The sequence below is a fragment of the Mesorhizobium silamurunense genome (assembly GCF_014843905.1).
Classification (GTDB): Bacteria; Pseudomonadota; Alphaproteobacteria; order Rhizobiales; family Rhizobiaceae; genus Mesorhizobium; species Mesorhizobium silamurunense.
This window is the reverse complement of sequence record NZ_LPVS01000245.1, coordinates 1-11,307: the sequence shown is the minus strand read 5'-3', so window position 1 is coordinate 11,307 and position 11,307 is coordinate 1. Positions and strand designations below refer to the sequence as shown.

Below are 11,307 nucleotides of genomic sequence, written 5' to 3'. Positions count from 1 at the left end.
TCATCGCTCGCATCAAAGCGAAATCTCCGCGGTAACAACCGGGCGGTTACGGAAAATCGTACCTCGCCTGCTGCACGAAATGTGAATGCATCTCGTCAAGAAACTGTCGCGATGGCGAATCTTTCGGCGGATCGTCAACGCCTTCTAATCGTCCGCTTCTGGCGCAGCGCGTCGGGATTTTGGAAAGGCCCTAAGTCCTCGAAGGCATGGTTTCCCACTGTGCTGTTGATGGTCAGCGTGCTCCTGCAATTGGCAATTCAATATCGCCTGAGCTATTGGGGCCGAGACTTTTTTGATGCGTTTGGCCGACGGGATAGCGCCGTCCTAAGAACTCAGGCATTGCTCTTCCTGCCACTTGCCGGCTCCAGCATCCTCGTGGCGGTTCTTGGCGTCTGGTCGCTGATGACGACGCAGCGAAGATGGCGCGCATGGTTGACCCAGCATTTGATCGACGGTTGGCTGAAGAATGACCTTTTCCGCAAACTTCAATTTGGAGTCGGCGAGGACCAGAACCCGGAATACCGAATTGCTGAAGATGCACGAATTGCAACGGAGGCACCCATAAGCATGGCAATTGGATTGCTTAAGGCCGTGCTTAGCGCGGGAATATTTATCGGCATCCTTTGGAACGTCGGTGGGGATCTCATCATTGGCATATTTGGCCGTGAACTGACGGTGCCCAAGTACCTGGTTATTGCGGTTGCGACGTACTCGGCACTTCTGACTTTTGCCATGACGATCGTTGGCCGCCCCTTGATGAGAGTTATTGCCGGCAAGAATGCAGCGGAAGCCCAGCTTCGGTCGGTCGGATCGCATCTGAGGGAACGCAATGTGGCTGCTTCCGGGTCACAAAGGGAGGTCGACCAACATCGGTCACTCAGCCAGGCGCTGGATGACGTGACGGCGCGCTGGCGGGATTTGTGTGTGCAATTAATGCGCACGACGCTTGTTTCGCAAGGAAATGCGCTGCTGGCCCCTGTAATCGCCTGGGTTCTGTGTGCGCCGAAATACCTGGTCGGAACGATGTCGCTTGGAGAAGTTGCCCAGGTGACGGCGGCTTTCGTTATCGTACAGGCGGCTCTCAACTGGCTGGTCGATAATTACACGGGCTTGGCAGATTGCCTTTCTTCGATAAACCGCGTCGCCTCGCTGCTACTGGCCCTTGATCAGCTGGATCGCATCCCGCCGGGGCCGTCCTGCCGTCTGTATGACGGAAATCCCTTGTAATGACCCTTTTACTCGCCAAGCCTTGGTTGCCCAGGCCCGACTCCCGCAACACCGCCATTGTCTGCGATCAATAGGAGCCAGACGCCTCAGGCTGCCGTTGGGTCAACTTGGTCCGCCAGTACTGGCGTTTCGACCAGCGTCGAAGCGGGGGAACGGGTCCTTGGCCGCCCTTGCCCCCGAACCCAACTCAATAGGGTCCCGGCAGTCTAGCAGTGAATGGCCAGGATTTGCCAAATTACGAAACCGCGATTTGACGCTCACGCCGGGAAGACGACGAGTAACTTTGTCTAGGCCTATGGATCGGGTTAGAAGGCTGCGGCTTCTCGCTCGGCTACGTCCGTGGGGCCTATGTTCAACTCTTACGCACCTGCCAAGCAAGATACGCAATCGCCGCACCCACGCTGATCAGCTCTATCCCCATCAGCAGTCCGATCAGCCACACGGCCGTCACGGGGAGCCTGGCCCACAGTATCAAAGAAAGAAGAATCCCGACCAGCCCACTTCCCAAGACCCAGCCCCAATTAGGGACGGGACGTATCGTGAGCGCGAAAACTACCTTCGAGATGCCCTCGATCATGAAGAACACAATCAGCAGCAGAGAGATGGTCAGCAGCCCATCTCCAGGGTCGCGCAGAAAGAGGAGGCCAATCAGCACCGCCAGGATGACAGATATGAGTTGCAGCCAGAAATGAGGCACATGGCCCGCACCGACCAAACTTATGCCTTGCAAGGCCCCGCTGAAGACCAGGAGCCATCCCAGCAGGACGACCACAGCCACCGACGAGACCACAGGAAAGATCATCGCCAGAATTCCGGTCACCACCAGCAGCACGCCCTCTACCAGATACCACAGCGAGTACCGCTTGACCGTCTGCCGCATTGCCTCACGAAAGACCTCTGCGGCGGCATCCAACGACATCGACATGGCTTGCCCTCCAACAACCTTCTGCCGGTGGCTTCACTGCGCAGCAGATAGCCGCGCGACACATTTACCACAAATGAACCGCGTCGAGTACTCCACGAAGGCAGCGACTAACAAACGCTTTTGTTACATGGCAGAGGAGAACGTCGGTGGGCAAACGACTTTCCGTCCGAAATCGAAGACCAGATTTTGGGGATCGCCCACCGCTCACAAAACGCGCCGCCCGCATTGCAAACGCTGGTGACGAGCGTCCGACCGGTGACGATGCCCCAATCAGCGGTTACCGGGCTAGGAACTCCTGCCGATTACGATGTCGACGAAAAGATCAAGTATGCCGCCGAGCACCCTCGCTGCAGCGATTGTGCCGTTACTCTGAACAGTAGCCGAAAAGGTTCACTTGGCCTCGCACTTGCTAAGCTGCGCGCGAGGCCTGGTCCCTGGCCTGATCGTACCAACCGTGTGCTGCTTCGATAGCCGCTTCGGCTTTCCCGGAAAGGTTTCGATTTATCCTGGGTGATTTCGCGGCGAAGCTCTGCGATCTGTTTCTTTATTACTTCCTGATTGCCGTCTGACGCCTTCGGAGATAGGCGTGTCGGCTATTCATTTCTCCCTTGACGGCGTCAAACTAGACAAATCCTAAAACGTCACCGAACTGGTGCGATCGAGGCCAGTCTCGGTTCGTCTAGAAAGTATTGCTGGAGTTGTACAAATCCATGCCAGCGGCACGCGTTTGCGTTAGTACCAGCGTCCGCGGCCGTAAAAACCACCGCCGCCTAGCAATATAACAATAAGGACGATGACGAGAATCGTGGTGATACTCATGTGAGTCTCCTGGGAGCGACATCTACTGCGGAGGCCGTTCATTCTTGCGTCCCGCGCGACACCGCTCCAACATCAATGAACGGTTGGCGGCCTATTTTCGTTCCATTCACGCCTTCTGAACGCGTGTCTTATCCGATGCTTTATAGATGCGAGCGCGCGATGGGCCGCCTTCCCTCGGCATGTGTTTGCGTCACCCACTCTCACGGCATAAGATCGTGGCGTTGGCAGCTTCTAAAGCGGCGCTGTCAGTGGGCAGCGACGTTTCGCTCCGGTCCGGATACAGGGAGGACGCAATGTCATCCGACTCCAGGCGTCAGCGATTTCTCGCTAGAACCATAGAAATGCTCGGACGCTGGCCAAATTCGGCTTTCGGCAAAGCGCCACCTCCTGGGCGGAATGGAGGCCGACACGGCGCGATTTCTCGTCCGAGAATTCCAGAATGGCGTTAGCGCCGAGAAAAACCTGGAGGCGGCGCTTGTAGCTCACAACTTTATCGGAGCGAATGCATCGCATGGGCCAGGATTGTGACCGATGACCTTGTTTGCTGGACGACGAAGGCAGGGCCCTGAAGGTCCTTAGGACATTGACCTTCCGCCGCGTACCATCGCGCTGGATATGCGATCAGTCCAAAGGTTTGCTACATGCTGTTCCCCGCCATCCTCAGATCAGTCATCCGGACAGGCAGCCTACGTCTGATCGACGGCAATCGGCGGATCCACGACTATGGCGACGGTTCCTCGCCGCGTTGTGCTGTCAGGCTTGGTGCCTGCCATCTCGACTATACACTTGCGCTGAACCCCGAGCTCTCGGTCGGCGAAGCCTACATGAACGGTCTGCTGACAATCGAGGAAGGGAGCCTATATGATCTTCTAGAGATCGCGGCGATCAACTTCCGCAACTTTGAGCGCATGTCGTGGTGTTCGCTGTTGTCCGGGGTGACGCGACGGCTCAAGCAGTACAATCCGATAGACCGAGCGCGGCGAAACGTTGCCCATCACTATGATCTGTCCGCCCATCTCTACGATCTCTTCCTCGACAAGGACCGTCAATACTCCTGCGCCTATTTCACAAACGGGAATGAGGATCTTGAGACCGCGCAGCTAAACAAGAAGCGCCACATCGCGGCCAAGCTGCTGCTCGACCGGTCAAACCTCAAGATACTGGACATAGGTTCTGGGTGGGGAGGGCTTGGCCTGTATCTGGCCGAAGAGGCGGGCGCGGACGTTACTGGCGTTACACTGAGCGTCGAGCAGCACAAAGTCTCCGAGGCGCGAGCAGCCGCGGCCGGCCTTGCCGACCGCGCCCGCTTTCAGCTGCGCGACTATCGTGAGGCGACCGGCCCGTATGATCGGATCGTCTCGGTTGGTATGTTCGAGCACGTGGGCAAGAAGAACTATGACGAGTTCTTTGCCAAGCTCCACGGCCTGCTTCGGGAAGATGGCGTTGCGCTGCTGCATGCCATCGGATTTTCGGATGCCCCGGCACCGATCAATCCCTTCATCCGCAAATACATCTTTCCGGGTGCGGACCTTGCATCTCTCTCGGAAGTCTTCGCTGCCACCGAGCGCTCGCGGCTGATTGTCACCGATGTCGAAATCCTCAGGCTCCACTACGCAGAAACGCTCCGCCACTGGCGCAAGCGCTTCATGGACAATTGGCAGCGCGTCGCGGCGCTCTACGACGAGCGGTTCTGTCGCATGTGGGAGTTCTATCTCGTCTTGTGCGAGATCGGATTTCGATACCGGACCATGATAGTTTTCCAGGTGCAGCTTGCGAAACGGTCCGATACCGTGCCCATGACCCGTGATTATATGATTGATTGGGAACGGGAGCACAGCTCGTCTAAGAGACAGCATATGCGCGCTGCCGAGTGAGGCAGTGGGACAAGGGTGAACCACAACCATGGGTCCAATCGTGCGACCACCGCAGCGCCCGCCTTCGCCGCCGGAATCGAGACAGACGGTCGACGAAACGGAGATGCCGCTGCCGTCCAATCCGCAGACGTTTTTTCTTGGCGGCCTGTTCACCGTGAGCGTCGTGGTGATGGCCTATGTGGCAAGCTCAATTATCCTTCCTGTCGTTCTCGCTTTCGTGTTGAAGCTCCTCCTGCAACCCGTCGTTCGGTTACTGGAGCGTATGCACGTACCGAGAGCCCTGGGCGCGCTCTTGCCGATCCTGCTCGTTGTCGCAGTGTTGGTCGGCCTTGTTGCCGCTTTGTCGGGGCCTGCCGCGACATGGGCGGAGAGACTGCCGGAAGGGATACCGCGTCTTGAAGCTCATCTGGTGGTTCTGAAAGGTCCGATCCAGGCGCTTCAGAAATTCATCCAACAGGCAGAAGCGATCGCCAACAATCCTGGAGAGAAAGGCTCGACCGTCTCGATCCGCAGTGATCTCGGCCTGACTGGCGCTTTGTTCTCGGGTACGCGCGCCGTCCTCGACGGCTTGTTCACGACCGTACTGGTGCTCTACTTCCTGATGGTGTCAGGCGATACTTTCCTTCGGCGATTTGTCGAGATCCTCCCGCGGCTGAGCGAGAAGCGGCAAGCAGTCGATATCTCTCAGCAGATCGAGGGGGATGTATCCGCCTATCTGGTGACGATTACCGGCATGAATGCCGCGGTGGGCATCGCCACCGCGGTCGCCATGTATCTTTGTGGGCTCGGAGACCCCCTCTTGTGGGGCGCGACGGCTTTCCTGCTCAACTACATCCCCATTCTGGGGCCGCTGTTCGGGATGAGCATCTTCGTCCTTGCGGGAATGCTCACCTTCGACAGCCTGCTCTGGGCACTGTTGCCGGCAGCCCTCTACTTCGGCATCCATCTTGTCGAGGGAGAGACGCTCACGCCGATGTTGCTCGCCAGGCGCTTCACGTTGAACCCGGTGCTGGTCATTCTGTCGCTGGTATTCTGGTTCTGGATGTGGGGCGTGCCCGGAGCGATCCTGGCTGTCCCGGTGCTGGCCATCGTGAAGATCATTTGCGATCGCCTGCGTCCGCTGAAGGCCTTGGGCCATTTACTTGAAGGCTAGAGGTAAGAGAACACTGCCGACAACCGAACGGCCTGGAAAGCGTCGATCATGCCGGTATCGACCGCAAAACTTTCACTGTCCATTGAAGTCTTCCGCCGCTCCACGCGGATGCCTAAGCAATAGCCACGATCAGCATGCGGGTCCCGCCCAATCGAGGGGGTTTTGTCAGATCTCTGGGGGCCCAAGTCATTATTTCATCGCATTCGGTCGATGGGTGCACCACATTAGTAGGGTTGGTCAGCAGGACCGGAGCCGTTGGTTCCGATTGATGCTTTCCACAGACGCGTTCAGACGATGAACGCATTCCCGATCGGAATCCATTATGGATGTCGTTGTAAGAACTTACTCAGGTAAGGGCTCCAAAGAGCTGTTTTCATTTCTGGAAAAGAATAAGGCCGACGTTGAAAAGCTTATGCGTTCAGTGAAAGGCTTCGAAAGCTACACACTCGCACGCAGCAGTGACAGCGAAGGGTGTCCCTCCGGTCTGGGCCGCGGCGGGTGCGGTCTGTGTTAAGCTGCAGCGATGGAGATCGACACCGACAAGATTGATGATGCGGTCCTGGCGCTGCTTTGGCTGACCCTGCACAATGAACGGTGCGCTTGGAAAGGCTTTGACTGGGACGTGACGGATCGACTTCACCGGAAGGGACTGATCGCCGACCCGGTCAACAAGGCAAAATCCTTGGTTCTGACGGATGAGGGTCTTCAGCGCTCGGAGCAACTGTTTCGCGCGCTGTTTACGCGGCCGACGCCATGAGCGCCCGAGCGGGCCGCCAGGTCCACGGCAGCAGCTCACTGAGCCGGTTCTGCGGCGTGTCGGCGATGCGGGAGAGAACGTCGGCCAGCCAGGCCTGCGGATCGATGTCGTTGAGCTTGGCGGTGGTGATCAGCGTCACCATGAAGGCGGCCCGATCGGCACCACGATCAGAGCCAGCAAACAGCCAAGCTTTCCTGCCGAGGGCAAAACCACGCAGCGCCCGTTCGGCGGCGTTGTTGGTGAGGCAGACCCGGCCGTCGCTGAGGAAGGACGTGAAGCCGTCCCAGCGCTTCAGCATGTAGTCGATAGGCTCGGCAACCGGAGAACTGCGTGACAGTCTGGCCCGCTCGGTTCGCAGCCAGGCCCCAAGTTCGGTGACGAGAAGACGGCTTTCCTGCTGGCGTCGTTCCAGGCGCTCGTCGGCGGCGAGACCGTTGATGTCGCGCTCGATATCAAACAGCGCGTCGATACGTTTGACCGCCTCGAACGCAATCGGTGAGATCGGCGCGGCGTTCTTGCCGCGCTTGGCGTTGGTGGCGATGTCGGCGAGCACGAAGAACTTGCGGCGTGCATGCGCCCAGCACAGCGCCTGGGTCAGCGGACCAGGGTCACGCTCCACCTTGAAGAGCGGGTTATAGCCGCCATAGGCGTCGGCCTGCAGAATGCCGGTGAAGGATTTGAGATGACGCTCGGGATGTTCCTGCCGCCGATCGCGCGAGGCATAATAGAGTGCCGCCGGTGGCGACTGCCCGCCGAACGGCCGGTCATCCCTGACATAGGTCCAGATGCGGCCCGTATCGGTCTTGCCGCGGGCCAGGATCGGCACGGTGGTGTCGTCGCCATGAAGCCGCTCGGCGGCGAGCACATGCGCCTCGATCAGCGCATGCACCGGCTTCAGCGCTGCGGCGCAGGCTCCGACCTGGTCAGCCAGTGTCGAGAGGCTGAGGTCGATGCCCTCGCGGGCATAGCGTTCGCTCTGCCGGTTCAGCGGCTGGTGCTGGGCGAACTTCTCGAACAGGATCATCGCCAAAAGGTTCGGTCCGGCAAAGCCGCGCGGCGTCACATGGAAGGGCGCCGGCGGCTGCGCGATCTTCTCGCATTGGCGGCAAGAGAACTTCTCGCGCACGGTCTGGATCACCTTCCACTGGCGCGGGATGACCTCCAGCGTCTCGGTGATATCCTCGCCAAGCTTTGCCAGCTTGGCCGAACCACAGCACGGGCAGTTTGACGGTGCGGCGATGACCACGCGCTCACGCGGCAGATGGTCGGGAAAGGGCTTGCGCGACGGGCGCTTGCGCTCGAACGCCCTGACCGTCGAGGAGCGCGCCGCCATCTCCGCAGCCAGTTCGTCCTGGCTGGCATCGGCCTCGAGCTCCTCAAGCTGCAACTCCATCTGTTCGAGAAGCCGCGCCTTGCGCTCCGAGCGGCTGCCATGGATCTCGCGCTTCAGCTTCTCGATCTCCAGCCTGAGCCGCGCGATCAGCGCATCCGAATGCGAGTTCACGGCCTGGGCGCGAGCCGCAACGGCTTCTGCTTCACGGCGGGCCGCACGCTCGGCGAGGATCATCGCGTGCGCACTGGCAAGGTCACCGGGAAGCTGATCGGCCGCATCGGTCATGGCGCGAGGGAATCATATTCGCTCCCGCCATGCCAGCGGTTTTGCTCATCCCGCCGAGCTCGGACGCCAGGTTTTTTGCGGCATCCGCCAGTCGATGCCTTCGAGCAGATAGCCGAGTTGCCCCGGCGTGATCACCACCGTGCCGTCGGCCGCCGATGGCCAGATGAACCGGCCACGTTCGAGCTTCTTCATAAACAGGCAGGCCCCCTGGCCGTCGTGCCAGATCACCTTGATCAAGCCACCCTGCCGCCCGCGGAAACAGAACAAATGACCGCTGTGCGGATCGCGCTTCAACGTCTCCTGCACCATCAATGCGAGGCCGGGGAAGCCCTTGCGCATATCCGTAAAGCCAGTGGCGAGCCACACCTTCACACCGCTCGGGACCGGGATCATCGCCGCTCCAGCACATCCAGGATCCGGCCCAAGGCCTCCGTGTCGATGTCGCTCTCCACACGAATGCGCCGGCCGCGGCCAAGCTCAATCGTCACCGTGCTCGTCTTCTTGCGAGGTAGCGGCGGCGATTTGGTTTCCGCGGCCTCAGGCCCCGGCCGTGCCGTGACAACCTTCACCGGCATGAACTGCGGCACCGACGGCGCGAGGATCTGGCAGAGCTCTTTGCGCCAACGGAACAACTGACCGGCATGGATGCCCGCCGAGCGGGCGATCTCCGATACGCTGGCGTTCGGCTCCAGACACGCCGCAACCAGCCGTTCCTTCTCTTCACGAGACCACCGTCGGCGGCGCTCGACGGACGTGATCACCTCCACATGCTGCGTCGTCATAGGACTGTTCCTAGTGCTACCACGAGGACTTGCAGCCTTCAGCCTACCTCAGCAAGGCGGCCGTCACCGTGGGGATACAGCGAAGGTGGCCTATCGATGACCGTATGCCAAGACAAGGCCGGCACCGAAGAGAGTGTCCGCCTTGCGAAGGATTGGATCTCAAAAAACGCAGCGAACATTAGCACGGCTGCGCCGAAAGTTTCGGCCGGATCCATAATTATCCACGCCACAAAGCACTAGCTTTTATGATCTTGCCCGGCCGTATAACTAGCCGGCCGGGCTTTCGCGCTGGTTCGCCTGCCAATGGCGCCTCGGCTAAAGCCGGCGTTGGGCTGCGTGCGGCTCCTCGATGGCCCTCGCGACCGTCGCCCAGCCGGTCGATTGGCTCGTGCACCTCCTTTGCACGATCATTTTTCTCGTGGAACCGATGGCATAGAATCGGGCGGGCTAACAAGCTTCTCATTTTCGCCCGCGTGCCATTCCAGGAAGAGGCTGTATCCAACCGCTAACAGCACCGGTCCTAGGAATATTCCTATAAAGCCGAAGGCAAGAATTCCGCCGACGAGCCCAAAAAAACTGAGCAGCACTGGCAGGCTGTTCGCCTGCGCGAGGAGATATGGCTTCAACACGTTGTCGATGCTGCTGATGAGCAGCAAACCCCAGGCGCCAACGAAAAAGCCCCAGCCGACCTCGCCCTGAAAGAACAGCCAGAACGTGACCGAGCCCCACACGAGAGGAGGGGCCAAGGGCACGAAAGATAGGATGAAAGTGAGGAAGCCGAGCAGAAGTGCTTGAGGCACACCCGCTATCCAGAATCCTATGCCAGCCAGCAGCCCTTGCGCAAGGGCAGTGCCGATCAAACCGTAAACGACACCCGTTACCGTTAGACCTATCACAGAAAGCAGATGTCGGGCGCGAGTGCCTGCTATGCGCTCAGAACTAATGCGCACATATGCCGCCATCTGTGGGCCGCTCCGATAAAAGAAGAAAGCTATGAACACGCTAAGCGCAAGCTCTAGGAGGCCCACTCCAAGAACTGCGCCGCTCGCCACAGCGATGTCTGTAGCTGGGCGGATCAGTTTCGTCAGTTCGATGAGAAAAGCCGGAGCGTTGTATGCCAGACCTTGCCAGTAAATGGCCAAGCGCTCGCCAACGAGCGGGAGTCCCGCCACCCAGGTTGGCGGCGCAGGAGGACCTTGCTCAAGGACACGATTTGCCGCGGCAACGATGCTCGACACGCTATCAGCCAGCGTTGCCACTGAGATGCAAACGGCGCCACCAGAACAAGTGCGACCAGCAAGGTCATGAGCAAGGCAGCAAGTGTCCTCCGGCCACCCAGCGTTCGTTCGAACCAGGTATACGCTGGCCATGTGGAGAAGCAGAGCACAGCCGCCCAAAGCAGTGCCGACAGGAAAGGCCAAAGTACGGCCAAGCAGCCGATTCCCAGCAGCACCAGTGCACCGATTCCTAAGATCTGCTCGACTGGTCGGTCGAATTGCATCATGGTCCGCATTTGCTGTCTTGCTCGTTCTCTAGAAATGCCCAGGCCCCCTCGTTCGCCAAGCAGCTTACGAGACAAGGCCGGTACCGAAGACTGTTCGCCTTGCGAAGGGGCGGATCTCAAAAAATGCAGCAAATATTAGCACTGCGCCACGGGTTCGGCAGGATCCATAATTATCCACGCGACAAAGCACTAGTTTTCATGATCTTGTCCGGCCGTACAGCTAACCAGCCGGGCTTTTCGCACCAGTGCCGCCGATGCCGCAAGCGTCGCGGGGTTAGGTGCGGTGCGGGTTTGAGCGTCGTTGCTCAGGGCGGGCGCATCGGGCTTACGGCGGCGCGGTGAGCGGTGCGGAAGCCAAATCCACGGCGGGTGCTCGAATATCGGATGCTGCCCGGTCGAGATTCGCACTCTGCTCCACGGGCGTTGCGCGAGGTTGCGGCGGCGGCCGGTCTTTTCATCCTTCTTGCGCGAACAGAGCCGGTATTTTCCGGATTTGAGTTCCTGATATCGGTTCCTCCTGTCGCCTCGAAACTGATTCAGCCGACGCGCCCAAGCTCCTGTCTGCATGTCGTTTTCCCGGATCCGCTGCGCACCTATTGGATGGAATCTAACACTTGGTGCCCACGTTTGACGGCGGCAATGATCTTG

At 59.3% G+C, this 11,307-nt stretch carries 8 protein-coding genes and 2 pseudogenes; 4 read left to right on the top strand and 6 right to left on the bottom strand.

The genetic code is table 11. From position 1 onward, the window contains the following. Positions 1 to 1,227, top strand: a 1,227-nt coding sequence (locus AU465_RS33965; protein ID WP_312891354.1) for an SbmA/BacA-like family transporter, incomplete at its 5' end; no start/stop codon positions are given. A 352-nt stretch (positions 1,228 to 1,579) separates the two neighbouring features. Here the strand turns inward: AU465_RS33965 and AU465_RS33960 are convergent. Beyond that, complete coding sequence (locus AU465_RS33960; protein WP_192257486.1) at positions 1,580 to 2,152, bottom strand: HdeD family acid-resistance protein; 573 nt, start codon at positions 2,150 to 2,152, stop codon at positions 1,580 to 1,582. Positions 2,153 to 3,612: 1,460 nt separating this feature from the next. On the opposite strand from AU465_RS33960, the gene AU465_RS33955 reads away from it, so the two are divergent. The 3 genes from AU465_RS33955 to AU465_RS33945 all read left to right on the top strand — a co-directional run bounded on the left by AU465_RS33955 (position 3,613) and on the right by AU465_RS33945 (position 6,755). After that, positions 3,613 to 4,845, top strand: a complete 1,233-nt coding sequence (locus tag AU465_RS33955; protein ID WP_192257484.1) for a class I SAM-dependent methyltransferase — start codon at positions 3,613 to 3,615, stop codon at positions 4,843 to 4,845. A gap of 103 nt (positions 4,846 to 4,948) precedes the next feature. Next, positions 4,949 to 5,998, top strand: coding sequence for an AI-2E family transporter (locus tag AU465_RS33950; RefSeq protein WP_246506684.1), 1,050 nt, complete (start codon positions 4,949 to 4,951; stop codon positions 5,996 to 5,998). Between the two features lie 523 nt (positions 5,999 to 6,521). Beyond that, positions 6,522 to 6,755, top strand: coding sequence for a DUF6429 family protein (locus AU465_RS33945; RefSeq protein ID WP_192257480.1), 234 nt, complete (start codon positions 6,522 to 6,524; stop codon positions 6,753 to 6,755). Here AU465_RS33945 and tnpC read toward each other — a convergent pair. The 5 genes and pseudogenes from tnpC to AU465_RS33920 all read right to left on the bottom strand — a co-directional run. After that, on the bottom strand, positions 6,736 to 8,373 hold the full coding sequence (tnpC, locus tag AU465_RS33940) for an IS66 family transposase (RefSeq protein ID WP_192257479.1): 1,638 nt from the start codon (positions 8,371 to 8,373) through the stop codon (positions 6,736 to 6,738). The two genes, AU465_RS33945 and tnpC, sit on opposite strands and share 20 nt — an antisense overlap. Before the next feature lie 45 nt (positions 8,374 to 8,418). Next, complete coding sequence (gene tnpB / locus AU465_RS33935; RefSeq protein WP_192257478.1) at positions 8,419 to 8,766, bottom strand: IS66 family insertion sequence element accessory protein TnpB; 348 nt, start codon at positions 8,764 to 8,766, stop codon at positions 8,419 to 8,421. Continuing rightward, positions 8,763 to 9,155, bottom strand: a complete 393-nt coding sequence (gene tnpA, locus AU465_RS33930; protein ID WP_192257477.1) for an IS66-like element accessory protein TnpA — start codon at positions 9,153 to 9,155, stop codon at positions 8,763 to 8,765. Before tnpA ends, tnpB begins: the two co-directional genes overlap by 4 nt. Before the next feature lie 407 nt (positions 9,156 to 9,562). Further along, positions 9,563 to 10,659 (bottom strand): annotated as a pseudogene (locus tag AU465_RS33925) (AI-2E family transporter). Between the two features lie 189 nt (positions 10,660 to 10,848). Continuing rightward, positions 10,849 to 11,307, bottom strand: a pseudogene (locus tag AU465_RS33920) (hypothetical protein); the annotation flags it as partial.

Bases quoted from the DNA above. Each gene is read 5' to 3' on its own strand.
- AU465_RS33950 (WP_246506684.1), top strand. From the start codon at position 4,949: ATGCCGCTGCCGTCCAATCCGCAGACGTTTTTTCTTGGCGGCCTGTTC.
- AU465_RS33955 (WP_192257484.1), top strand. From the start codon at position 3,613: ATGCTGTTCCCCGCCATCCTCAGATCAGTCATCCGGACAGGCAGCCTA.
- tnpB (WP_192257478.1), bottom strand. From the start codon at position 8,766: ATGATCCCGGTCCCGAGCGGTGTGAAGGTGTGGCTCGCCACTGGCTTT.
- tnpC (WP_192257479.1), bottom strand. From the start codon at position 8,373: ATGACCGATGCGGCCGATCAGCTTCCCGGTGACCTTGCCAGTGCGCAC.
- AU465_RS33960 (WP_192257486.1), bottom strand. From the start codon at position 2,152: ATGTCGATGTCGTTGGATGCCGCCGCAGAGGTCTTTCGTGAGGCAATG.
- tnpA (WP_192257477.1), bottom strand. From the start codon at position 9,155: ATGACGACGCAGCATGTGGAGGTGATCACGTCCGTCGAGCGCCGCCGA.
- AU465_RS33945 (WP_192257480.1), top strand. From the start codon at position 6,522: ATGGAGATCGACACCGACAAGATTGATGATGCGGTCCTGGCGCTGCTT.